Origin of the sequence: Pedobacter westerhofensis, from assembly GCF_900182595.1 — a bacterium.
GTDB classification, from domain to species: domain Bacteria; phylum Bacteroidota; class Bacteroidia; order Sphingobacteriales; family Sphingobacteriaceae; genus Pedobacter; species Pedobacter westerhofensis.
The window spans coordinates 295,164-319,738 of the sequence record NZ_FXTN01000009.1 but is presented as its reverse complement, the minus strand read 5'-3'; the positions used below and the strand labels follow the sequence as shown (position 1 = coordinate 319,738).

Sequence of the window (24,575 nt, the reverse complement as noted above, 5' to 3'; positions counted from 1 at the left end):
AAAAGCAATGTATAACTGAACTGCCACAGGCGGCCACAAAGGAGGAAATATTTATAAATTTAGTAGTTAACATTATCGTAGACAAAATTTTTGATGATTATGAAAAGAGCAATAATCTACATCAGGAAATCGACCGACAGACAAAGCAATTGGAGCATTGACGGTCAGCGTGAAGCTATTTTAAGGCATTGCGACAGACAAAATATTGAGATTACCGATGAATTTGTGGATGACGGCTTTAGCGCCAGAACGTTTGACCGGCCGGACTTTAAACGGCTGGAACAATTCATTGATAAAAATTACAAGACAGTGGATTACCTGGTGGTATTCGCTTTTGATCGTTTCAGTAGAGATTCTGGTGACGGCTTAGTATTGATCAAAAAACTTCAGCGTAAATATGCCATCAAAATTACCAGCGTAGCTGAAGGAATTACTTTTGATGCTGATGATCCGGCAAGTTTCTTTTACGCTGGTCTTATGCTGCTCAAAGCTGAAGATGAGATCATCAGGAACCGTGTGCGAATTAACATGGGTATATATACGGCCAAAGTAGTACAGGGAAGATATTTGGGCTCTGCACCATATGGATACAAGAATGTCAGGGATGAGAACAAAAAGCCATTAATCGTTCCTGACGATAAAACAAAACCTATAGTGCAATATATCTTTAGCCAGTACATACAGCAAACACCAATAGTTGAAATCAGCAGGGTTGCCAAACAAATGGGACTACACCACACGGGCAAAATGGCTATTCAAAAAATTCTGAAGAATCCGGTATATATTGGGTTAATCCACGTCAGAGCTTATCAGGATCATCCTGATCAATGGGTGGAAGGTATTCATGAGCACCTGATCGATAAAGTAACTTTCTATCAGGTACAGCAAAGATTTGCAAAACCTATCGTTCACACCAGAGTCATCCACGATGAGTTTCCTTTACGGGGCGTAGTAAAGTGCCATTGCGGGTTACCATTAACAGGCGCTAAATCTACAGGCAAATCTGGCAGAAAGTTCCCTTATTACAATTGTAAGATCAAAGGACACAATACCATTCCGGCTAACAAAGCACATGAACAGTTGGAAGCCGTTTTTAAAGAGCTGAGCCTGCCTAAAGAAACAATCATGAACATTGAGTCCATCGGTCGTAACCTAGTCAGGGAAAGGCTTGAAAACAATCAGGAACTCTATACCAAGAACAAAAAGGAATATGATGAAGTGGATGCGAAGTTAAAGAGCATAGAAGAGAAATACATCAACAACCAGATGAATTATGAAACCTATCAAAGATGGTTTAGTGATTTAACCAAAAACAGGCGGGCACTGGCTGCAAGACTGGAAGTATTTAGTGGCAAATCTGACGACATCTATCAGCTGTTTAACAACGAGATCAATCAGCTTACAGACTTAAGCCAAATCTATCATATGGCTACTACGGTGAAGAAACGGGAACTATTAAGGCTGGTGTTCGGCTCGACCCTCTACTATAAAGACCAGTGCTATCGAACACCTTACCTGATGAAAATCTTCAATCATAATCAATTGACAACCAACCAAAAACATATAATTTTTATCAAAGAAAAAGGGGTTTCATCAGATGAAACCCCTCTTGGTGGAGCCGAAGGGGTTCGAACCCTTGTCCAGTTGTGTAGCAAATTATGCCTTCTACATGCTTATTTTCCACTTTATTTTCGGGATCAGACGGGCCGGAAACCTACCTTGCCTTTCTCCTTAGATACTTTATCTCACAACTGTACCGTACCTTACAATTGCCAGCGTCATTTATTTCGATGCCCTTGATTCTGGCCTAAAAACGCAGCAACCAGAAGGACAAAAGCTATTTAATTCTAAATTAAGCAGCTAAGGCGTAGTTATTTTCGCCAATCAAAGTGTGAACGTTCTCTTTAAAGTGCTCTCCGTACAACGCACTGCATGCTAACATACGTACCTCCACCCTGTCAAATCCAAAACGGCCCCAGTACATATATAATGGTGTGTGGTTAACTAATCCTTTCCAACCATTACGCTACAAAAATACGAAAATTATGCCACAAATTTCTGCCAATTTTAAAGAAGAGCTAGCAAACAGCAGATCAGGACTTTATATACGATGCAAATTATTCCGGCTGTTTAGTTTCATAAACAGGAAGGCTGAAAAAGAAAGTTGAGCCTACACCTTTTTCACTTTCAACCCATATCGTGCCCCCGTGGCGTTTCACGATTTCTGATGACAGGTACAAGCCAATGCCAAACCCGGAGATATTCTCTGTATGAACGGTCTCTACCCGGTAAAAACGCTCAAAAAGCTTATCCTTATCCTGCGCGCGGATACCCATCCCATCATCCCTGATACTTACCTGCACAGTATCATCTATCTGTTTACAAACCAGTTCCACGATCTCGCCTCTCGGCGAGTATTTCACAGCATTGCTGATCAGGTTAGTGATTACCTGGCCAATCTTATCGCGGTCAGCATTGATCACAACAGAATCACAGGGAAGCAGTACAATCCTGTGCGTAGATACCACCAGTGAACTTTCCTCAATGATTTCCCTGATGAGGTCATCGATTTTAAAATCGATCCTGTTCAGCTGGATCTTGCCGGATTCCAGTCGCGACAGGTTCAGGAACCCATTGATCAGCGCACTCATTTTATTGATCTGCAGCTCCACCTTATTCAGTGAACTAATTGCAAAGCTGTTCTCCTCCTTTCTTGACCGTGCATTTAAAACCTGCACATATGCTTTTAAAGAAGTCAGTGGGGTTTTCAATTCGTGGCTCACCATACCAATGAAATCGTTCTTACGGATTTCGTTCAGCTTCTCATTGGTGGTTTCCAGCACAGAACCTATAAAACGAATAGGCTCATCCTGATCATTAAAAAACACCTTGCCCTTTGCCCTTACCCATCGTAATTGCTGGTCTTCAGCTCCCACCGTACGGTATTCCACATCATAATCTCCATTGCTCTCCGATTTGTTGAATGCCTTGATAATGACCGCGCCGATCCGCTCCTGGTCCATCGGGTGCAGACCAGGTAAGAAATCATCTTCGTAAGAAACTTTTCTATTATGCGAAATGCCGAAGAGCAGACGGCAGCGTTCGTCCCATTCCATAGTCCCCTTTACAAGGTCCATATCAAACGTTCCAAGCTGTGCAGCTTCCTTGGATAAACGCGCCTGCTCAAATGACCGTTCCAGAGCATCAAGAGTTTTCCGTTCGGCAGTAATATCCTGCAGCGTACCGCTAAAACGCGTCACGTTGTGTTCGTTATCAAACAATGCTTTGCCTTTGGCACATACAATCCGCGGAACAGGGTCAAGCGGGTTAATGATCGTATACTCAATATTGTAATTGCCGCCAGAGCCAGAAGTCATTGCTTCCTGAATTGCTGAAACTACCAGTGGACGGTCTGCATCCGTAATTACGTTCAAAGCCAGCGATAAATCAATTTCATCATCGGGCAGCAGGCCAAACCAGGATTTTAACCGGTTATTACCAGTGAAACGATTGGTAAAAGGATCCAGGTCCCAGGTGCCCAAACCTGCGGCATCGATCGCAAACTGCAGCTGGTCTTCACTGTATTTGATCTGGTCGCTTCTTAACCTTTCTTTTTCAAAGTTGATGCCGTTGCTGATCGCCGCAGCTATCTGTGCAGCCACCGACTCAAGGAATTGCCTGTAACTGTCATCCAGCCTCACCGATGTATTTAAGCCAGCGATGAAGACCCCGGTAATATTGTCTTCGCCCTGTTTAACAGGAACAGCAATCGCTTTCAGATCTGCCACAGGCATCCCTGCAAAGTCAAAATCCACGATCCTGTTCTGCAATCCATCAATCATTACCGGGGCTCCTGAAGTAATTGTTTCTTTCAGGGGCCATAAGGCCTGACCTGCCTGCAATGTGCTGAGTACATTGCTCTGTGTTAATGTAAACGTTTCCGACACCGCATCATATTCATAAAGTAATGAAAACGGGATATCGTGTGTAAAATGCTGCAATAAGTCGATCGACTTGCCAAAGCCCTCCCTGCGGGACTGAAAATTATGCAGCTGCAGACTTAGATGCTGCAGCAGGTGGTTCCGCCGCTCATTAATCACCTGATAGGTAGTTTCCATCACAGCGTTGAAGATGCCGCAGATCTTTCCCTCCTCATCTGCAATCGGAGACAATGTATAATCAAAATAACACTCTTCTATAAATCCAAAACGATGGATCAGGAAAGGTTTGTCTTTAAATCGTACCGACTCGCCGCTGGACATGACCGCATCAAACTGGGGCTTGATTTCCTGCCAGGCTTCCGGCCATGCTTCTCTTCTTGGTTTACCGATAATGCCGGGATGCCTGTCACCGGCAATGGCCCTGTAGGCATCATTGTAGAACACATAATAATCCGGTCCCCAATACAGCGAAATAGGAAAGCTGGAATTGAGGCACATGCTCAGGCTCATCCGGATAGATGCCGGCCATTCCGCAGGATTGCCCAGCGGGGATTCATTCCAGTTACGGGCACGGAGCTGCGCACCGGCTTCGCCGCCTCCTTTCATAAACTGAAGATGATTTTCAGGTATATTTTCAGCCATAGGGATGTATTAAAATAACAGGATTTTGCCCTGCACCGGATATACCAGTTTAAAGCCCTGCTGGTTATCCTTCTTCAATTCCGATACCAGTTCCTGTTCTGCAGCACCAAACGCTTTCATATGGGTGATTACAATGGGTACTTGTTTAAGGTTATCCAGGCCTGACAGTTCAGCAAGCTTCTGCAGTTCCTGCATTAGTAAATGCGGTGTAAGATGACCGAAAAGTAATTTCTCAGGTTGTTTATCAAAAAAAGACGTTTCTATAAAAATAGCTTTCAGCTGATGATCTTTGATGAATGGTGCAATAGCTGTCCAAAGCTGCTGCAGGCGATCCGACTTTTCAATCTGGTCAGCACCGGTATCACCCAGGTACAGCAGGCAATCGCTTTCATGACTGATGAGAAAAGCAGTACTTTCATAGGATGGGCCATGGCTCAGCGGAAATGCCAGAACCTGCATCTGCGTTCCTGCCAGGGCAACTTTCTCCTTTTCTTTGAGATAAACATAGCTATACTTATCAAGATGCGGAAGATCGCCCTCATTGGTAAAGTTGGCCCAGGCCTGCCACGTAAAATATTTGTCCTTCAGAACGGCGGCTACAGAAGGCAGCGCATAGATATTTTTTTTTGAGTCTTCGGGCGAGTTCATGATCAGGCCGGCAACATGGTCCAGGTGGCCGTGCGAAATCAAATATCCTTTGATATTCTCTTTGAGCACTGCATCGGCACTGCCTTTAAAAACTTTTGATGCAACAGCCACATCAATACCATGGCGTACTGTTCCTGCATCTGCACAAATAAAATCGTCACTGCCCGTAGGGGCGATCATATAAGATGAAAGGTTACTCTCATCGAGCCCCCCTTTCACACCCAGCGGCACTACTTTGAATGAATGCCCGTTTGGCGACTGTGCCTGCACACCGGCAAGACAAAATATGAAGAAACAAAAAAGGAGAATGCCGCTATTTTTTACCATAAACTGGACTACAGCGTACATGAAAGCTGTTTACTAACAAATATATCTTTTTTTATCAGACTCTAAAACACATCATACCGTGTTTAGCCACATTTCAGATAATTAAACAATACAGCTATTTCTTTATCAGGCAGCATGGGACTTGCATCGTTATAGTATGAATTATTATCACTGATAAGCATAAAATTAACTGTTTCTGCTGATAAAGCTTTTAGTTGTAATGGCAGGGTTACTGTCTCTATATAGGTGTAACCAGATATTTAAAATAAGAATTATGAAAAGTATAAACATTAATGTAGACCAGGAAACCTATAAAGTTGAACAGCCAGTAGCAACTATTAATATTTATAAAATTATCCACCCAAAGGGCCTGTGCGAGATTACGAGGAACAGATACAGTGGAAAGTGGAAAGTATTGCTACAGAGTGACTATGCTACAGATTTTCCTCTGGGCTCTATTGGCAAGGCAATAGAAGAGAATTTAGGAGTAGTAAACTAATTCGGCACAGGTGTTGGCCCGTTGATTTTGTTACCCGAATTGTTCTTAATTTTCCCATATTTTCTTACTTTTGATCAGAAATAAATTTACCTGCTAATTACCAGAAAAATCACACACCATGTCTAATACCGAAGTAACTACCATCATCCTTATTCTGTGTATCATTATTGCCGTTGCTGCTTACTCCCTTACTTTTTTAGTAGGCAAGAAAAGCACTGAAGACAAGCACTAAGGATCATACAAAATATTAGTAAACCAGGCCCTTTGAAACTTCCTGAACCGGGAAATTTCAAAGGTGCAGGATACTGTTTACCCAATTTTCATAAGAAGAAGGCTAGTAGCTCTCTTCCGCGGGTTCTGTAAACAGGTTAGAGGAAAAATTCACGAGGAACAGTTCTTTTTTGGATCTTGTTACCGCAGTATACAGCCACCTAAGAAACTCTACATCAACCATTTCATCGGTGAGGTATCCCTGATCAACAAATACGGCATCCCATTGCCCGCCCTGCGCTTTATGGCAGGTTACCGCATAGGCAAATTTAATCTGCAGCGCATTGTAAAAAGGATCCTGCTTGATGGCCAGCATCCGCTCCCGCTTGTTGGCTATATGGATATAGTCTTCGTTGAGGCCTTCAAAAAGTTTTTTACTGTCTTCATACGAGAGATTGGGTGTTTCGCCCTGCAGGGTGTCCAGCATTACTTTACAGGTGACATGTCCCGCCTCGGGATAATCCAGAAATTCCAGTTGTACTTCAGAAAAGCGGAATCCATAGCGTTCTTCTTCATTTCTCACCCTTACAATCCTCGCCATATCGCCATTGGCGATAAAGGACGTAGCCTCATTATCAGGCAGCCAGAAATAATTATTGCGCACTACCATAATCTGATCGCCCCCTGTTAACTCCTCCTCGCGATACAACAAGCGCACTCTGATCTGCTGGTTATATACATTGGCCGATTTGTTGGAGCGGCATACCACAAGGGAGTTTTCGATATCAAATTTACGATAGGCATATTCAAGGCCCTCTACAAGTTTAAGTCCCGTCATGCGGAAAATATCTTTATAACCTTTGGTAATAAACTTCGGCAGGTTAATTCCTTCGGTACTACCCTCTCTGGCTTTCTCAATATGTGCATTGATCAGATTGCGCAGCATTGAAGCATTAGCTAAAATACCGGATTTCTGTCCCTGCCGCACTACTTCTTTGAGTTCTGTTTCCATTACCTTTAAACCAAAGCCCTGCTCAATGTAAGCTTTATTTAAGGCGGGAGAATCCAGGCTGCCTACGGGTGGCAGCTGCGCGGTATCGCCCACAAACAGCACCCCGCAGTTTTTGCCGTTATAAATAAATTCCATCACATCTTTTAAAAACGATGAACCGCTCTGGGTATTCCACTCATCTGCGATCATGGAAGCCTCATCAATAATAAAAAGGGTACGTTCGGCCAGGTTTGGCGCCAGCTGGAAAGCCATATCTGTAGAAACGGCCGACTTTTTCCGGTAGATCTTTTTATGGATCGTGAGGGCTGTCCGACCCGAATAGGTGGTCATCACTTTAGCCGCGCGTCCTGTTGGTGCAAGTAAAGCAGCACGGAACTGAAATGCCGGCAACGCTTTTACCAGTGCTGCTACCGATGTTGTTTTACCCGTACCCGCATATCCGCGTAAGATAAAACACCGGCGGTCAAGCTCTCCCGATAAAAATTCTGCCATTTGCCGACAGAAAACAAGCTGCTCGGCAGTCGGCTGAAACTGGTATGACTGTACAATTATTCCGGCTTTATCCATTTTACAAATATGCAATGGTGTGGTTATAGAAAAAAGAATTAATTTTGCTAAGATGAACAATAGTAAAAACAGCATTTTATTAGTGGATCCTGAGTTTGATCCCAATACTGCCTCAGACTGTAATTTGTTATTGAAAATTACCGCAGACAGCTTTTCATATGCGATAATTGACAAACACAGCAGGCAGCTGAAGGCTGTTTTTGACCAGCAGGAATGTGAAGATACGACTGCTGAACTGGCCACTGCCTTAAAGAGAGACAGCTATCTGAGCTTATCCTTCAGAGAGATCAAGGTGTCAGTATATACACCCAATACCATTGCTATCCCAAACAGTCTTTTCAACAGGAATGAGCTGAATAGCTATGCGAATTTCTTTGCAGAAGCATCATCAGCAAATTTGTATACACGTCCCTTTGCAAAATTCGGATTTACATCGGTTTTCAATTTCGAACAATTTATAGAAGAGACGCTGGATAAATCACTGGCCAGTGCTGCCCGGTATGAACACCATACCCCACTGCTGGCATTGGGCTCTGCCGCTAAAGGAACTTCACTGCTGCTTGATTTTACAGTTGGCTCTTTCAATGTACTGCTGCTGGAAAACCGTAAAATGATCTTTCAGAATACCTTCCAGATCGACACTCCCGAAGAGTTCAATTATTACCTTTTACTGTTGATCCAGGAACTTAAACTGGACCCCTCCTGCTCAACGGTATTGCTGAGCGGCATCATTCACCAGGATGACGGCTATTACAGCTGCCTCAGCAAGTACTTCGGCGAACTCCATTTTAATCTTCCCCCGGCTGATCAGTTTGATCATGCTATACTTGATGATATGCCTGCTCACTACTATAGCAGCCTACTAGCTCTCGACTTATGCGTATAATTGGCGGTAAACTTAAAGGTATCCGCATGAATGCGCCTGCCAGCCTTCCTGTAAGGCCCACAACGGATATGGCCAAAGAGGCATTATTCAATATTCTTTACAATACCTATGAGTTTGACAGCTGTGAAGTGCTCGACCTCTTCTGCGGTACAGGGAACATCAGCATTGAATTTGCCTCACGCGGGATCAAACATGTAACAGCAGTAGATAAACATTCCGGATGCATTTACTGGGTACAGTCAGTGATAGACAAGTACAAACTGACAGAGATCGAACTGAAAAAAGCTGATGTATTCAAATTCCTGGAACAGCATAACAAAACGTACCAGATCATTTTTGCTGATCCGCCGTACGACCTGCCAACTATTCCCCTGATCCCACAGCTGGTGGCCAAAAATAAGCTACTCACAGAAAACGGCCTCCTGGTGGTAGAACATCCATCGCTACTCAAATTAAATGATCAGCCGGGTTTTACAGAAACCCGCAGATATGGAAATTCCTCATTCAGTTTTTTTGATTACACACCTTAGATGATGAAGATTGCACTTTTCCCCGGATCCTTTGACCCTCTCACTATTGCACATGCAGATATTCTTAAACGCGCATTGCCGCTGTTTGATAAAGTGGTGATTGGAATTGGCATAAACAGTTCTAAACATAGTTTTCTATCTGGAGAAGTACGGCAGGAAATGGTAAAATCTGTATTCGCCAACTATAACAACATCGACGTACAGTTGTACGAAGGTTTAACAGTGGATTTCTGCAAAAAGATTGATGCTTCCTATATGATCCGCGGAATTCGTTCTGTCGGGGATTATGAATATGAGAAGGCCATCGCGCAGATCAACCAGACGATGATGCCTCAAATGGAAACGATATTTATCCTGAGCAAGCCTGAATACTCGGCGATCAGTTCTACAATTGTGAGGGACATCCTTCGTAATCACGGAGACGTTACGCCATTCATGCCAACGGAAGCACTTCCGTTCTTATAGCCTCCATCCTATGGCATTAATCGGTCGCCATCGACAAGGGTGCTGCTTATACATAAAAAAATAACTCAGGCTGTAGATAAGTCAACCTATAGCATATAGGGCACGATGCCTTAAAACATTTCTTTGATGAGCTTGCCTGCTTTTAGGACATCAACAATAGAGGGATAAGTATTTTTAAGCACCGGTTTCAGATCTGACGCACTAAGCCATTCTGCTTTAGTAATCCCCTCCTCTTTCTGGGGAACAAGCTTAGGCACTCCCTTAACAGTCATGCTATACCAGTTGGTCCTTTTTAGCACCAGCTTTCCGCTCATCTCATACACATGATAGGTTTTGCACAGACGCTCGTTGTTACTGCTGATCTTTACACCACACTCTTCTTCCACCTCGCGCAGGCCTGCCTCTTTCATGCCCTCTCCCTTTTCTACCTTACCTTTTGGAAGGTCCCACTTCTTATTCCTGAAGATAAACAGGTATTCTCCTTTGGCATTCTTTACCAATCCGCCCGAAGCTTTAATGATGGTAAGGCTCTTTTTTATCTTCTGAAAAAGTGTTTTAGGATCTTCACTGATAATTGCGTGCGGGGTTGCAGAAAGTTTGCCCAGTTTCTCATAAAAAGCTTTGAAGTTAAACCCCTTCTCTTCTATCGTCTGGATTATTTCCGTTTGTTCCGGTAATTTATCCGCTATAATGAGTGTATTGTCGTTAATGTAAATCCTGTATATTTTCATCAGTATGATCGTTATTAAAAATGCCCTTTCCGGCAGGCCTTATCGGATATTTCAGGAAATAAATGTATAAAAAATCTAAGCTTTACAAAGAGGATTAGTGTATTATTTAGTTTTAAATCCACTACTTTCTATTTATCACATTGAGTATCAATTGCTGGCAAAAAAAGGACAATTGGCCTATACGAGAAAGGTATTATTTTGAGTAATTTTGTAGCATGTATAATAAAAGTGATATTGAATTAAAGGTAGCTGAATTTTTACTTCAAATTAAAGCAATAAAATTACAGCCCAATAACCCCTTCACATGGGCTTCAGGTTGGAAATCTCCTATTTATTGCGATAATCGGGTAACGCTCTCCCATCCCTCAATAAGAACATACATCAGACAAAAACTTACACAGCTCATACAGGAAGAATTTGGTTCTGTTGACCTGATTGCAGGTGTAGCCACTGCCGGTATACCACAGGGCGTGCTGGTAGCACAGGAATTAGGATTACCTTTTGCCTACGTAAGGGCCAAAGCCAAAGAACATGGTACAGGCAGTCTGATAGAAGGAGAAATCGTTGAAGGCCAGCGTGTAGTAGTTGTAGAGGACCTGATCTCTACTGGTAAGAGCAGCTTACAGGCTGTAAATGCTTTGAAAGATGCAGGCTTATCCGTTGCCGGCCTGGTCTCTATCTTTACCTATGGATTTGACATCGCCGAAGAAAACTTTAAAGAAGCGAAATGCCGCTTTGCAACATTATCTAATTATAATACGTTAATAGAATACGCAGCAGAAAATAGCTTTATTGCACAAAGTGATGTAGACGTATTGAACCAATGGCGCAGGAACCCATCAGAATGGGGACAAAATTTAGATAAAAATCCAGCATAGTATGACCGTTATTGAAAGTGCAACTGTGGTAAACAAGCCCATAGAACAAGTTTATACTTATTTAGCCGACCTGAACAACCATCAGCAACTGATGCCGGATAATATCTACAACTGGACATCGACCGCAGACGAAGCAACGTTTACCATTCAGAATATGGCCAAGCTGTCTATTAAGGTAGCAAGCCGCATTGAAAACAAGGAAGTTACTGCTGTTCCTTCTGAAGAAGCACCTTTTGATATTGAAATGAAATGGACTGTAGAAGATAACGGTGACGGTACAACTACCGCCAGACACATCCTCTTAGCAGATCTGAATATGATGATGAAAATGCTGGCCTCAGGGCCTTTGCAGAAACTGGTTGACCACCAGACCGCGCGTCTGACCGAAATTCTGAAATAGAAGGATTTTCAATTACCATAAAAAACCCCAGTATGAATATACCCAGCTCTCAGGCAAAGTTTATTCACACTGGGGTTTTGCTTTTTATCGCCCTCGATTAAGATCCGGCCGATCATTATACTCAGACAAAAATTCAGCACAATACACTTAACAGCAGTCATTTATTCAGTTAAAAATATAATTTACAGACAGAATTTCCGATACCTGCTGTCTGAGTAAGATGGCATCTGTTTTGATCGCCATTGGACATGAACTTCAACAACTTTACTATCAAAGCACAGGAAGCGATTCAACAGGCTTCTGAAATAGCCCAAGGCAACCAGCAACAGGCTATTGAGACAGCTCACCTGCTTAAAGGCCTGCTCACTGTTGATGAAAATGTAGTTTCTTATGTACTCAAAAAACTCAACGTTAACCTCAATAACTTAAACCTGCAACTGGATGAACAGATTGCTAAATTCCCTAAGGTAAGCGGAAGCAATGGATACCTCTCTTCAGGGTCAAATTCTGCCCTTCAAAAAGCACAGTCTTACCTGAAAGAATTCAAAGATGAGTTTGTTTCTGTTGAGCATGTATTACTGGGCCTGCTTGCGGTAAATGACAATACTGCGAAATTATTAAAGGATCAGGGCGTAACAGAGAAAGACCTCAAGAAAGCAATTGCAGCTTTACGGGGAGATAACCGCGTTACAGACCAGAATGCTGAAGCAACTTACAATGCTTTAAATAAATACGCGCGAAACCTGAATGAATATGCAGAATCAGGCAAGCTTGACCCTGTGATCGGCCGTGATGAAGAAATCCGCCGGGTAATCCAGATTCTTTCGCGCAGGACTAAAAACAATCCGATCCTGATCGGTGAACCTGGCGTAGGTAAAACTGCGATTGCCGAGGGTATCGCATTCAGGATTATCAAAGGCGATGTACCACAAAATTTAAAAACCAAGACCGTGTATTCCCTGGATATGGGCGCACTGATCGCGGGAGCAAAATATAAGGGAGAATTTGAAGAACGCCTGAAAGCAGTGGTAAAAGAAGTGACACAAAGCGATGGCGATATCATCCTGTTTATTGACGAGATCCACACGCTGGTAGGTGCCGGTGGCGGCGAGGGCGCAATGGACGCGGCAAATATCCTTAAACCTGCTTTGGCACGCGGGGAACTGCGCGCTATCGGAGCCACAACGTTGGACGAGTACCAGAAATACCTGGAAAAAGATAAAGCTTTGGAACGCCGTTTTCAAAAAGTGGTGGTAGATGAACCTGATACACAGGATGCAATTTCAATTTTACGCGGACTGAAAGAAAGATATGAAACCCACCATAAAGTAACGATACGCGACGAAGCGATTATTGCCGCGGTGGAAATGTCGCAGCGTTATATTAACGACAGGTTCCTGCCGGATAAAGCAATCGACCTGATGGATGAGGCAGCTTCTAAACTTCGCCTGGAAATGGACAGTGTCCCTGAAAATGTGGATGAACTCGATCGTAAGATCATGCAGCTGGAAATTGAAAGAGAAGCGATCAAGCGCGAGAACGACGATAAAAAGGTAAAATCCCTGGGAGAAGAAATTGCAAACCTCTCTGCAGAACGTGACCAGCTGAAAGCCAAATGGCAGGGCGAAAAGGATGTGGTAGATGGCATCAACACACAACTTGAACTGATCGAAAACTACAAACTCGAAGCCGACCAGGCAGAACGTGCGGGAGATTATGGCAAGGTGGCAGAGATCCGTTATGGTAAGATCAAGGAGGCACAGGATAAGGCAGAAGAGCTAAAAGTAACCCTGGAAAGCCAGCAGGGCGAAGGCCGTATGCTGAAGGAAGAGGTAACCGCTGATGATATTGCAGGTGTAGTTGCGCGCTGGACAGGAATCCCTGTAACCAAGCTGGTGTCCAGTGAACGTGAAAAACTACTGCACCTTGAAGATGAACTGCACAAACGCGTAGCGGGACAGGATGAGGCTATTGAGGCGATCTCTGATGCGATCCGCCGTTCAAGGGCAGGATTACAGGATAAACGCAAACCTATTGGATCCTTTATCTTCCTCGGAACAACCGGTGTAGGAAAGACAGAGCTTGCCAAAGCTTTGGCAGAATTTCTTTTTAACGATGAGAATGCACTCACCCGTATTGATATGAGTGAATACCAGGAAAGACATGCCGTATCAAGACTGATCGGTGCGCCTCCGGGATACGTAGGATACGATGAAGGTGGTCAGCTCACAGAAGCTGTACGCCGTAAACCATATTCCGTAGTGCTGCTTGACGAGATTGAAAAAGCCCACCCTGATGTTTTTAACATTCTGCTGCAGGTACTTGACGATGGGCGCCTGACGGACAATAAAGGCCGTACCGTGAACTTTAAAAATTCAATCATCATCATGACCTCAAATATAGGTTCGCACCTGATCCAGGATAATTTTAAGGAACTGGATGACAACAACAGGGATGAAGTAATTGCCAAAACCAAAAATGAGCTGTTCGAATTGCTCAAACAAACGATCAGACCAGAATTCCTGAACAGGATAGATGAACTGATCATGTTCACACCTCTAAACCGCAGCGAAGTGAGAAACATCGCAGAACTGCAGTTCAGGCATGTACAGGAAACGCTTGCAGAAATGGGTGTACAAATTGAGGCATCTGTGGAGGCATTGGACTGGCTTGCGGAATTAGGCTACGATCCTCAGTTTGGTGCGAGACCGCTGAAAAGAGTGATACAGAAACGGATTTTGAATGAATTGTCTAAAGAGATACTTGCCGGAAAGGTAGCTAAGGACAGCAAGATCAGGCTGGACATGTTCGACAACCACTTTGTATTCCTCAATACAGCTACTGAAAAGGCTGAAAACTAAGTAAACAAATCAAAAGCCGGATATTTCAAAATAATAGCCGGCTTTTTTATGCCTTTTAAATTCCAGTGTAATAATATTTGTGCAGGAAGGGTCATTTTAGCCAAAAATATTTTCTAATAGACAAGTTACAAACAATATGGCTGAATAATTGATTAGATAGTAGAATTCAATTTATTGTATCCCAATGAAAATAGCTTATATATCCACGTACCCTCCCCGTGAATGCGGAATTGCAACATTTAATAACAACCTTTTAAAAGCGATCGCCCACGATACTAAATCGGTTTCGGCTGATAGCTTTGTAGTTGCAATGACGGATTCGGAAGATCTCAGTACTTACGAGTACCCGAGCGAAGTTCAATATACCATCAGACAGGAAAACCAAAAAGACTATATCCGTGCTGCAGATTATATCAATACAAGTTTAACAGATGTCTGCATTTTAGAACACGAGTTTGGAATTTACGGCGGTGAGAGTGGTGTTTACATCCTTCCGCTGATTGCGCGTTTACAAAAACCGCTGATTACAATTCTTCACACCATACTGAAGGATCCATCGTATATGCAGTTAACCATCATCAGGGAAATTGCAAAGTACTCTTCTAAACTGGTAGTGATGAGCCATCGCGCAGTTACATTTCTAACTAGCATCTATGGTATTCCTGAAGATAAAATTAAACTGATCGAACATGGTGTTCCGGATCTTGAGCCAAAAATTCATAATGATGTCCGCAACTCTCTTACCTTTAAAGACAAAAAGGTATTGTTCACTTTCGGACTGATCAGCCGTAATAAAGGACTGGAAACAGTGATTGAGGCATTGCCGAAAATTGTAGCAAAAAATCCTGACGTATTATACGTAATTCTTGGTACTACACACCCGGGAGTAATCAAAAATTCCGGTGAGGAATACAGGGACAGCCTGAAAAGACTGGCAAAGAAACTAAATGTAGATAAAAACCTGATTTTCATCAACAAGTTTGTTTCTGAGGAAGAACTCTACGACTACCTGACGGCAGCAGATATGTATATCACTCCGTATCTGAACGAAGCGCAAATCACCAGCGGAACCTTATCTTATGCAGTTGGTGCCGGAGCAGCAGTAATTTCTACTCCTTACTGGCATGCCCAGGAGCTGCTGGATGAAAACCGGGGCAAGCTCTTCGATTTCAAAGATGCCGATGCACTGTCAGATATCGTAAACGATTTATTCGAGAATAAAGATCAGCTGCATGAGCTAAAGCAGAACGCCTATAATTATGGTTTGCACCTGCGCTGGCCAAATACCGGAAGTGTATTTATCAATACCCTTCAGGAAGCGATCATTGATGCACAGGTGATACCGGATGAAAACAAGCCGATCGTTGATCCTGAAATGATGCCTGCATTTAGTATGGCACACATCCAGCGTTTAACAGATGATACCGGTATTGTTCAGCATGCAAAATATGGTATCCCAAATCTAAAAGAAGGATATTGTGTAGATGATAACTCCAGGGCCTTGCTGATGGTAACTATGGCCTGGCAGCAAAATAAAAGTAAGGTAGCTCTTGAGCTGTTGCCGGTATACCTCAGTTATATTCAATATATGCAGCTGGATGACGGTAACTTCAGAAACTTCCTTAGTTTCAGAAGAGAATATCTGGATGAAGTAGGTACTGAAGATTCTTTTGGAAGAACCATCTGGTCGTTAGGATACCTGATCAATAATGCACCAAATAATTCTTACAGGGAATTTGCAAAAGAATTGTTTATTAAGTCTGTACCGCATTTTGACAAGCTAAGGCATCTTAGGGGACTGGCAAATACAATGATCGGTCTGAGCAGCTATCTCAAGTCACAGCCTTTTGATGAATATTTCATCAATGAACTGAATAAACTGGCTACGCCACTTAAAGCAGCATATAATGCCCATAAGGGTGAAAACTGGCACTGGTTTGAAGAAAAGCTAACATATGACAATGCCATATTACCACTGGCCCTGTTATCTCACTATGAGACTACACAGGATCAGGAATCTTTGGCAATAGGTCTTGAAAGCATGGAATACCTGACAGCAAAAACACTTGACAAGGGTTACCTGAATCCGGTTGGAAATGACGGATGGCTGCACCGCGACAAGGATATGGCTATCTATGATCAGCAGGCCATTGAAACAATGGCTATGGTACTGATGTACTTTAAAGCTTATGAGATTACGCATGACCTGAAATATATCAGTCAGATGTACCTGAGTTATCAGTGGTTCATTGGAGAAAACAGTCTGAGACTGCCTTTATATGATTACGAGACCAAAGGTTGCGGAGACGGAATACAGCCCCATGGCATCAACAGGAACCAGGGTGCAGAAAGCACACTTGCTTACTGGATCTCGCACCTTACCGTGTTGAAATCACTTGAATTTGAATATGAATTCAGTGCTAAAAAAGAAAATGAACCAGTGAAAGAACAGGCTGTTTAATGAAGATAGCCGTTTTATCGCCCGTGGCATGGAGAACACCTCCACGCCACTACGGTCCCTGGGAACAAATGGCATCTAACCTTACCGAGGGCCTGGTTGCTGCCGGTCTGGATGTGACGCTGTTTGCAACAGGTGATTCTGTTACCAATGCTACCCTTAACAGTGTGGTAGAAATCGGATATGAGGACCAACGCGGACAGGATGCAAAGGTGCTTGAATGTCTACATATCAGCAACCTGATGGAACAAGCAGATGATTTTGATCTGATCCACAACCATTTCGATTTTCTGCCCCTGACTTACTCGGGTCTGGTGAAAACACCTGTGATTACTACGATCCATGGTTTTTCCTCTGACAGGATTATACCAGTATACCAAAAATATAACAGTAAAGGCCACTATGTGTCCATCAGCGATGCCAACCGCCATGCCGACCTGGATTACCTCGCTACAGTTTATAACGGACTGGATACCGCTAATTTCACGGTTAATCCTGTTGCAGGCGACTATCTATTGTTCTTTGGAAGGATCCATCCCGACAAGGGTACCTGGGAAGCGATACAGATCGCACTGAAAAGTAAGAAAAAACTGATTATCGCAGGAATCGTTCAGGATGAGAATTATTTTAATGAGAAGGTTAAGCCTTTCCTCAGCGATGATATCGAGTTCATTGGTTCAGCAGGCCCTGAAAAAAGAAACGAGCTACTGGGTGGCGCTTATGCGCTCTTACATCCTATTAATTTTGATGAACCCTTCGGATTAAGTGTCGCAGAAGCAATGTTATGTGGCACCCCCGTTATTGCTTTCAGCAGAGGGTCCATGCCTGAACTGATACAGCATGAAAAGACAGGTTTTTTGGTAGCTAATATTGATGAGGCAGTTGAAGCCCTCAGACCAACTGCTAATATTGACCGCAAATATTGCGCGGAATGGGCATCACAAAAGTTTTCCAAAGAAAAAATGGTAGAAGACTATCTTGCCCTCTACCATCAGATATTATAGAAAATAAGAAAAGCTTAGATGAATCTAAGCTTTTCTCTTTTATGCGATTATTTCTTATCCTTCACAGCTTCTTCAATAAAAGAAGGTTCCTTCACAGCTGATTCACCCTTTACTTTTGCATCTTTCGGTTCCGGCACTGGAATAGTTTCCTGTATTGTACCACCGGCACTCAGCAGTTTCTCCAGCAACAGATCAATTTTTACCGTTGCAAATGAAGAGCAATAATCAGATAATCCATATGGAATAATCAGTTCGCCATTGTGGATAATAGAACCGCAGGAATAAAGCACATTTGGTACGTATCCCTCCCTTTCATCATTATTAGGAATAACCAGGGGCTCCGTTAAACGCCCGATCTCTTTGGAAGGGTCTTCCAGATCCAGGAGACTGGCACCCAGGCAATATCTGCGCATTGGACCTACACCGTGAGTGATGATCAGCCAGCCTGCTTCAGTCTCTATCGGAGATCCGCAGTTACCGATCTGGATAAACTCCCAGGGAAACTGAGGATGTTGCAGTTTTACAGGATGATCCCAGACAGTAAGCTTATCTGAATACATCAGGTAATTGTTCCAGCCATCAATCCTGGAGATCATTGCATATTTGCCGTTGATCTTGCGCGGGAATAAAGCCAGGTTTTTATTTGCAGCCCCGGCACCATGCAGCGGACTAATTTTAAAATCATAAAAATCTGTTGTCTGCAGTAATTTAGGCATGATCATCGCGCCATCAAATGCAGTATAGGTGGCATAATAAATTACGCTGCCATCCTCTTTCACAAAGCGGACAAAACGGGCATCTTCAATTCCTTTGCGTTCAAATTCTGATATCGGAAAGATGACACGGTCTGAAATATCAGTATCCCTGGAGAAGCTGATCTCATGATAGGTATCCGAGAGCCAGAGCACTTTATCATATTCCAGTTTTTTTAGGTCGTCTTCCTGCAGATTCTTTGAATCCAGGATGATCCGCCTGAGAATAGTATAATCAAATTTGTCCTCCAGCTTTGCGCCCAGTTCATCGAGGATATTCAGGTCGATCCTGGAATCTGCAGCTTTTTTGAGGAACAGCTTTTTATTGTAGACCGCATTTCGGACAATCTCCGCTTCATCGATATAGTTACCGGCAGGCTGTACCGTAATATTACCTTTGCTGTCTACCAATGCCCTTCTGAATACTACAGAAGAGATGTGTCCTTCTCCAACTGCCCTGAAGCTGATGATCAGTCTTTTTTCTCCCTCTACCAGTTCAGACTGGTCCGGATCTTCTACCACTGAAGGATTAAAAAATGCGGCCGACTCAATCGAATACTCATGTGTGAAATATGATCCCAGCAGCAGACGCTGATATTTGCTCAGGCTTTCATAGTCAATATCCAGGTCATCCAGTGCATATTTTATCTTCTTGCAGTTTCGGGCCAGTATTTTGGTAATATTCCTGTGCCGCTTGGAATACTCCTGCAGTATTGGGGAAATGAGACCAAATACTTCATTGTCAGGTAGGGCTACAACTCTCCTGATTACCTCTCTGGCCCGTTCATCTCCATTAAAAAAGAATCTGGCGATAACGCGCTTAGGGTCAGGATATACTTTTATTGGTTTTCGTTCAATTAATAGTCTCATAATATAGTAACGTTTTTCTGGGCCATAAAGGTTTGATGAATTTAGATTTTTTTATTTGAAACACTTCAAATTTATTTTTTTCCAGTAGTGAAATTAAAATAACATTAAAAAATCTGACACGTAACCCATACAAAACCTGACAGATTAACAAAGAAAGTCAAACTGTCCGAAAACCCGACAAAGTTAATTTCATGTTAAGATTTCATTAATTGTCATCGTAAAATAATAAGGCCGAAACTAAAACAATTTATCTTACTATCGGATAGCGATTTATAAAAAACCGCATTTCCAGATTGCATTGCAGGATATTCTTTGGCATCAGTGTTGACTATATGCCAAACATAGTCAGGCATTAAAACCAAGGACGCCTGGCTCATTTATAAATTAAAAAGCAAAATAAAATGAAAAAATTATTACTATCCCTGTTAGCTGTTTCAGCATTAGCATTTACAACTCAGGCACAAACAGAAAAAGGAAATTTTATGGTTGGTGGTGATGTAGAGTTAAACTCAGGTAAAACTGATGGCAACCCTAAATCAAACATTAGTTTCTCCGTAGTTCCAAGTGTAGGTTATTTTATTGCAAAAGACGTTGCAGTAGGTACAGGTATTGGTTACCAGTTCAACAAATATTATAACTATTTGACGATTAACCCAAACACAGGCTTCTCTACAAAAACAACTGCATTTGTAGTAAACCCATTTGTACGTGGTTATAAAGGTATCAATGACCAGTTCAAATTCTTCGGACAATTATCAGTTCCAATGTCATTTGGTAACACTAAACGTGGAGACGTTAATGGTGATAACTTCACTAAGGTGAGCAAAGACAATAATGTTGGTGTTGCGTTATCTCCAGGCTTCGCATTCTTCCCAAGCAAAAAATTCGGTATCGAGTTCTCTGTTAATGGTATCAGCTACAATGACTACAATGCAAAAGACGCTAACGGTAACGATAATGGCGGAAGCAAAAACTTCAACATCGGTGCGAACTTCTTTGCTCCAAAAATTGGTGTTCAGTTCTACTTATAGTACTTAGGCACTTTACAGATTTAGTTTTTGAGAAGAGCCCCGGTATGTCGCCGGGGCTTTTTTAGTACTTAAAAATCATTGATTATTCTCTTCCAGTTTGCTTTCTGGCTGATTGTAATCCCGGGCCAATTCTACTTACCGGTTAATTCTACTTCTTTGTGATATTTACTTCCCGCTCATCTCCACCTCCCGGTCCATCTCCAGGATATCCACATCCTCCGAATGGCTGAAATCGCCGATCAGGTATTTATTGAAATGATCTGCAAGTTTCCAGAACGCATATTCTGTCATTGCACCAAAGGCATGACGCGCACCCGGAACGATCACAAATTCAAATCTCTTACCTGCCTTCATCAGCTCACTCGCCAGTTTGATTGTATTGGCAGGATGCACATTGTTGTCCATATCCCCCGCCATCACCATCAGGTGACCTTTTAGATTCTTAGCCAGGTCCGGGTTCTTATCGATTGCATATTTAAACGTCGTATCACCTTTGGCAGAAACAATCTCTTTCACTCCATTATGTTTCTCGCTCCACCATCTATTGTATATACTATTGTCGTGGTTACCGGCATTGGATACCGCCGCCTTGAAGAAATCCGGATATACCAGCATGGCCGCGGTCGACATAAAACCGCCACCAGAGTGGCCGGTGATCCCTACCCTGCCCGCATCGATGTAACTGTAGCGGTCCGCCAGTTGTTCTACAGCCACTTTTTTATCGGCCAGTCCATAATCACGAAGGTTTCCGTAGCCATAGGTATGATACCATTTGGAACGTGCCGGATTACCGCCCCGGTTTCCTACAGTAATCACTACATAGCCAAACTGTGCCAGACGGTCCGTCCTGTCCATACTCTTGTTAAAAGATTTATTGACTGCTTCCGTTTGCGGACCAGGGTATACATATTCGATAATCGGATATTTTTTCTTCGGGTCGAAGTCAAATGGTTTATACATTACACCATAAAGATCAGTCACGCCATCATCTGCCTTTACTTTTAAAGGTTCAGGAAACTTATACCCTGCCGCCATCAGCAAAGACAGGTCGGCCGTTTCCAGCGTCATGACCTTCATCCCGTTCCTGTCCAGCACAACCGACTGCGGAATGGTGTTCACTCTGGAGTAATTATCTACTACATAACTGGCTTCATCATTCATATTCGACAGGTGATCGAAATCCCCGGTGTTCAGCAACTTCATCCCGGAGCCATCAAAATTGATCCGGTACAAATGAAGATAATAAGGATCTTCTTTTGCCTCTCTGCCATTAGCAGTAAAGTACAGCACACGGTTCTTCTCATCCACATTCACGATACTTTCACAGTGGAACGAACCTTTTGTAATCTGATTTTTCAGTGTACCTTTTGCATCAAAAAGGTAGAAATGCGCCCATCCATCGCGTTCCGACCAGTGGATGATTTCACCGGTATTCTTCACTAGTCCGGGGCGGTTGATCTCTACATAGGTATTAAAGCGCTCCTCAATCACAGGAGTTACCACACCCGTATTGATCTCCGCAGCACAGATATCCACCCTTTTCAGGTCGCGGCTGGTCCTGGAGAAGTACAGCTTGCTATTATCCCCGAGCCATAAAGACGGCCGGAATTCATTATCCCTGTCTTTATTGAGCGATGGTGCAGGCCAGAGCGAAACACTTTGATCCTTAAATGCAGCAACGTTCAGTTTTTTAAACGACTTCGCTGCAAAGTCAAATAACAGGACTTCATTTTTTGGAGTTTCTTTTTCACCGGGCATTTCGTACTTGTAGGTTTCAAGCGTCGGTCTTGGTGATGCAGTATTATTAATCACCCAAAGGTCTTTCACCAGCCTGGAGTCTTCACGGTTGAGCACAAAATGTTTGGCATCGGGCGACCAGTACACACGTGCCGGCCTTCTCTTTTTATTTTTTTTCTCATTTTCAACATTATCCTCGCCATCCCCATCATCGCCATAGGCATAAAATTTAACACCGTCTTTGGTTAGCTGATGTTCCACTATAGTGCTGTCGTCCTCATTTTTTACGGCCTTCAGATAGTTCACTTTATCCATCCAGTACAAGTTGAAGTTCCTGGTAAAGATTACTGCTGACGAATCCGGGGCCACAGAACCCCATTCGGGCTTGGCCTTTGGTTTTTCATAGTTTTTGACCTCTTTGAGTTTTGCAGCCGCAAGATCGTAATTAAAATAAAAGATCTTCTTCTGCATGGAGTCGGCCGACTTCTTATCTTTCCTGTCTTTCTTTAGCTCATCAATAGAGCTTTTCATTTCAAAACTGATACTTTTCTCATCCTTTGAAAACTTCAGGTTCTCAATAGGCAAATGCTGCGCATCAAAGGGATCGCGGATGATGGTCGTGATTTCGGCAGCGAGACTGGCGGTATTGAAGAGCGCTTTTTTACTTCGCTGTGAAGGATCAACAACATACCACTGTTTACCGCCCGGGTTCTCGTATTCATACCAGAAGCGATTACTGAGCTTGAGCCAGTGCGGATCTACCGCGATGGAATACACCATCTTTTTTATTTTATTGGGCGAGAACCTGGATGCCAGCTGATAATTCGCCTTTGGCGCCTCGCTGACAGCTTCAGTTAAGGTAAAAGTTCGCGACTGGGCGTATACCCCGGAACAAAGCGCGACAAACAGAAAAGAGACGTAGAGTTTTTTCATTTAGAGATTAATTTTGACAGTAATGACGGTGCGGACATGCTGATCAATTATACTATAATTGACGGATCAACATAGTTTCATGTATATAATTTAATAAAAAGCTTCTAAATTATTTAATAATATCAGATAAAGCGGGATAATGACTGTAATAAATTGGCTAGTTAGAGCATGAATATAATTGCTTGTATTTTATATCGCATATTGACTCCTGATTTCATAGTTTTGCAGCCACATAAAAATATCAATACCTGAATGAAACACTATATCCTATCTATTACGGCAGCGGCCCTGTTAATGAGTGCCGGCTGTCAGTCAAAATCTAAAACAGGCGTTGCAGAAGCAGGCGCAGATACCACTGTTAAATCTTCCGGCACATCTGCTCCGGCATCAACAGCCAAAGCTGTAGACATTTCCGGTGTCAAAGTTGCAGATGCAAAAACCATTTTGGCGCGCAAACAGGTACCAGTACTGTGCTATCACCAGATCCGCGACTGGAAACCTACGGATTCCAAAACTTCTAAAGATTATATTGTACCTATCGCTGTATTTAAAGCACAAATGAAAATGCTTGCCGACAGCGGATACCACACCATCCTGGCCGATCAGCTTTATGATTACCTGAATAATGGCACTGCCCTGCCAAGTAAACCTATCGTTCTTACCTTTGATGACACCGATGTAGACCAGTACACTATTGCAGAGCCTACACTCACAAAATATGGTTATAAAGGAATTTATTTTGTGATGACTGTTTCTTTAGGCAGGCCGCATTATATGAGCAAAGCTCAGGTGAAAGACCTGTCTGACAAAGGAAATGACATTGGCTCACATACCTGGGACCATCACAATGTGAAAAAATACCAGGGCAAAGACTGGGAGATCCAGATTGACAAGCCGACAAAAACCCTGCAGGAAATTACAGGAAAGAATATTCACCACTTTGCCTATCCTTTCGGACTATGGAATCCTGAAGCGATTCCGGAGTTGAAAAAAAGGGGCTTTAAAAGCGCATTTATCCTGGGTACCAAACGTGATGAAAACAATCCACTGTTTACGATCAGAAGGATTATCGCCAGCGGATACTGGACGCCAAAAACTTTAAGCAACAGCATCAAAAACAGCTTTTAAAAAACGAGTCCTGTAAGATTCCACAGAGACAAAAAACATACCCTGAACAGCCTCCGGAGAATGGA

17 protein-coding genes, 1 other RNA gene and 1 pseudogene are annotated in these 24,575 nt (G+C 42.9%); 12 read left to right on the top strand and 7 right to left on the bottom strand.

Annotated features, from left to right (window positions below; all coding sequences use genetic code 11):
* Window positions 1–93: 93 nt before the first annotated feature.
* A pseudogene (locus tag FN831_RS28455) lies at window positions 94–885 on the top strand (recombinase family protein); the annotation flags it as partial.
* Between the two features lie 725 nt (window positions 886–1,610).
* Here the strand turns inward: FN831_RS28455 and ssrA are convergent.
* The 3 genes from ssrA to FN831_RS18650 all read right to left on the bottom strand — a co-directional run bounded on the left by ssrA (window position 1,611) and on the right by FN831_RS18650 (window position 5,579).
* Window positions 1,611–1,977: a transfer-messenger RNA gene (gene ssrA, locus FN831_RS18660) on the bottom strand.
* 140 nt (window positions 1,978–2,117) lie between these two features.
* The gene (locus FN831_RS18655; protein ID WP_142529702.1) at window positions 2,118–4,583 is read right to left on the bottom strand and encodes an ATP-binding protein; all 2,466 of its coding nucleotides are present in this window, start codon (window positions 4,581–4,583) and stop codon (window positions 2,118–2,120) included.
* A 9-nt stretch (window positions 4,584–4,592) separates the two neighbouring features.
* Entirely contained in the window at window positions 4,593–5,579 is a 987-nt protein-coding gene (locus FN831_RS18650) for an MBL fold metallo-hydrolase (RefSeq protein WP_221931354.1), read from the bottom strand.
* A 253-nt stretch (window positions 5,580–5,832) separates the two neighbouring features.
* Here FN831_RS18650 and FN831_RS18645 point away from each other — a divergent pair, with 253 nt between their 5' ends.
* Complete coding sequence (locus tag FN831_RS18645) at window positions 5,833–6,057, top strand: hypothetical protein (RefSeq protein WP_142529701.1); 225 nt, start codon at window positions 5,833–5,835, stop codon at window positions 6,055–6,057.
* A gap of 334 nt (window positions 6,058–6,391) precedes the next feature.
* On the opposite strand, the gene FN831_RS18640 is transcribed toward FN831_RS18645, so the two are convergent.
* The gene (locus FN831_RS18640; RefSeq protein ID WP_142529700.1) at window positions 6,392–7,846 is read right to left on the bottom strand and encodes an ATP-dependent DNA helicase; all 1,455 of its coding nucleotides are present in this window, start codon (window positions 7,844–7,846) and stop codon (window positions 6,392–6,394) included.
* A 52-nt stretch (window positions 7,847–7,898) separates the two neighbouring features.
* Here FN831_RS18640 and FN831_RS18635 point away from each other — a divergent pair, with 52 nt between their 5' ends.
* From FN831_RS18635 to coaD, 3 genes are read left to right on the top strand one after another with little or no spacing between them, the layout of a single operon-like run.
* The gene (locus FN831_RS18635) at window positions 7,899–8,732 is read left to right on the top strand and encodes a DUF3822 family protein (RefSeq protein WP_142529699.1); all 834 of its coding nucleotides are present in this window, start codon (window positions 7,899–7,901) and stop codon (window positions 8,730–8,732) included.
* Window positions 8,723–9,262, top strand: a complete 540-nt coding sequence (locus FN831_RS18630; RefSeq protein WP_142529698.1) for an RsmD family RNA methyltransferase — start codon at window positions 8,723–8,725, stop codon at window positions 9,260–9,262. Before FN831_RS18635 ends, FN831_RS18630 begins: the two co-directional genes overlap by 10 nt.
* A 3-nt stretch (window positions 9,263–9,265) precedes the next feature.
* A complete protein-coding gene (gene coaD / locus FN831_RS18625) occupies window positions 9,266–9,727 on the top strand; it encodes a pantetheine-phosphate adenylyltransferase (protein ID WP_142529727.1) in 462 nt (153 codons plus the stop codon).
* A gap of 110 nt (window positions 9,728–9,837) precedes the next feature.
* Here the strand turns inward: coaD and FN831_RS18620 are convergent, their stop codons facing one another.
* Window positions 9,838–10,458, bottom strand: a complete 621-nt coding sequence (locus FN831_RS18620; RefSeq protein ID WP_185960534.1) for an NUDIX hydrolase — start codon at window positions 10,456–10,458, stop codon at window positions 9,838–9,840.
* Between the two features lie 215 nt (window positions 10,459–10,673).
* Here FN831_RS18620 and pyrE point away from each other — a divergent pair, with 215 nt between their 5' ends.
* The 5 genes from pyrE (at window position 10,674) to FN831_RS18595 (ending at window position 18,059) form a co-directional block, all read left to right on the top strand.
* Window positions 10,674–11,336 (top strand): orotate phosphoribosyltransferase, encoded by a 663-nt coding sequence (gene pyrE / locus FN831_RS18615; protein WP_142529696.1) that lies wholly within the window; start codon window positions 10,674–10,676, stop codon window positions 11,334–11,336.
* A 1-nt stretch (window position 11,337) separates the two neighbouring features.
* Window positions 11,338–11,736, top strand: a complete 399-nt coding sequence (locus FN831_RS18610) for an SRPBCC family protein (RefSeq protein ID WP_142529695.1) — start codon at window positions 11,338–11,340, stop codon at window positions 11,734–11,736.
* 248 nt (window positions 11,737–11,984) lie between these two features.
* A complete protein-coding gene (gene clpB, locus FN831_RS18605) occupies window positions 11,985–14,597 on the top strand; it encodes an ATP-dependent chaperone ClpB (RefSeq protein WP_142529694.1) in 2,613 nt (870 codons plus the stop codon).
* 184 nt (window positions 14,598–14,781) lie between these two features.
* Entirely contained in the window at window positions 14,782–17,058 is a 2,277-nt protein-coding gene (locus tag FN831_RS18600) for a glycosyltransferase family 4 protein (RefSeq protein ID WP_142529693.1), read from the top strand.
* Window positions 17,058–18,059 (top strand): glycosyltransferase family 4 protein, encoded by a 1,002-nt coding sequence (locus FN831_RS18595; RefSeq protein WP_142529692.1) that lies wholly within the window; start codon window positions 17,058–17,060, stop codon window positions 18,057–18,059. The genes FN831_RS18600 and FN831_RS18595 overlap by 1 nt, the downstream gene beginning before the upstream one ends.
* 47 nt (window positions 18,060–18,106) lie before the next feature.
* Here FN831_RS18595 and FN831_RS18590 read toward each other — a convergent pair whose 3' ends face one another.
* Entirely contained in the window at window positions 18,107–19,681 is a 1,575-nt protein-coding gene (locus FN831_RS18590) for a glycoside hydrolase family 130 protein (protein ID WP_142529691.1), read from the bottom strand.
* A gap of 401 nt (window positions 19,682–20,082) precedes the next feature.
* Between FN831_RS18590 and FN831_RS18585 the strand changes: the two genes are divergently transcribed.
* Complete coding sequence (locus FN831_RS18585; protein WP_142529690.1) at window positions 20,083–20,712, top strand: outer membrane beta-barrel protein; 630 nt, start codon at window positions 20,083–20,085, stop codon at window positions 20,710–20,712.
* A 165-nt stretch (window positions 20,713–20,877) separates the two neighbouring features.
* Here FN831_RS18585 and FN831_RS18580 read toward each other — a convergent pair whose 3' ends face one another.
* Window positions 20,878–23,382: a S9 family peptidase gene (locus tag FN831_RS18580; protein ID WP_142529689.1), complete on the bottom strand. Its 2,505-nt coding sequence runs from the start codon at window positions 23,380–23,382 to the stop codon at window positions 20,878–20,880.
* 252 nt (window positions 23,383–23,634) lie between these two features.
* On the opposite strand from FN831_RS18580, the gene FN831_RS18575 reads away from it, so the two are divergent.
* Window positions 23,635–24,510 carry a polysaccharide deacetylase family protein gene (locus tag FN831_RS18575; RefSeq protein ID WP_142529688.1) on the top strand — a complete coding sequence of 292 codons (876 nt, stop codon included), beginning with the start codon at window positions 23,635–23,637 and terminating at the stop codon, window positions 24,508–24,510.
* The last annotated feature ends 65 nt before the right edge of the window (window positions 24,511–24,575 follow it).

Coding starts and splice junctions, on each gene's coding strand:
- FN831_RS18655 (WP_142529702.1), bottom strand. CDS start 4,583: ATGGCTGAAAATATACCTGAAAATCATCTTCAGTTTATGAAAGGAGGC.
- FN831_RS18650 (WP_221931354.1), bottom strand. CDS start 5,579: ATGTACGCTGTAGTCCAGTTTATGGTAAAAAATAGCGGCATTCTCCTT.
- FN831_RS18645 (WP_142529701.1), top strand. CDS start 5,833: ATGAAAAGTATAAACATTAATGTAGACCAGGAAACCTATAAAGTTGAA.
- FN831_RS18640 (WP_142529700.1), bottom strand. CDS start 7,846: ATGGATAAAGCCGGAATAATTGTACAGTCATACCAGTTTCAGCCGACT.
- FN831_RS18635 (WP_142529699.1), top strand. CDS start 7,899: ATGAACAATAGTAAAAACAGCATTTTATTAGTGGATCCTGAGTTTGAT.
- FN831_RS18630 (WP_142529698.1), top strand. CDS start 8,723: ATGCGTATAATTGGCGGTAAACTTAAAGGTATCCGCATGAATGCGCCT.
- coaD (WP_142529727.1), top strand. CDS start 9,266: ATGAAGATTGCACTTTTCCCCGGATCCTTTGACCCTCTCACTATTGCA.
- FN831_RS18620 (WP_185960534.1), bottom strand. CDS start 10,458: ATGAAAATATACAGGATTTACATTAACGACAATACACTCATTATAGCG.
- pyrE (WP_142529696.1), top strand. CDS start 10,674: ATGTATAATAAAAGTGATATTGAATTAAAGGTAGCTGAATTTTTACTT.
- FN831_RS18610 (WP_142529695.1), top strand. CDS start 11,338: ATGACCGTTATTGAAAGTGCAACTGTGGTAAACAAGCCCATAGAACAA.
- clpB (WP_142529694.1), top strand. CDS start 11,985: ATGAACTTCAACAACTTTACTATCAAAGCACAGGAAGCGATTCAACAG.
- FN831_RS18600 (WP_142529693.1), top strand. CDS start 14,782: ATGAAAATAGCTTATATATCCACGTACCCTCCCCGTGAATGCGGAATT.
- FN831_RS18595 (WP_142529692.1), top strand. CDS start 17,058: ATGAAGATAGCCGTTTTATCGCCCGTGGCATGGAGAACACCTCCACGC.
- FN831_RS18590 (WP_142529691.1), bottom strand. CDS start 19,681: ATGAGACTATTAATTGAACGAAAACCAATAAAAGTATATCCTGACCCT.
- FN831_RS18585 (WP_142529690.1), top strand. CDS start 20,083: ATGAAAAAATTATTACTATCCCTGTTAGCTGTTTCAGCATTAGCATTT.
- FN831_RS18580 (WP_142529689.1), bottom strand. CDS start 23,382: ATGAAAAAACTCTACGTCTCTTTTCTGTTTGTCGCGCTTTGTTCCGGG.
- FN831_RS18575 (WP_142529688.1), top strand. CDS start 23,635: ATGAAACACTATATCCTATCTATTACGGCAGCGGCCCTGTTAATGAGT.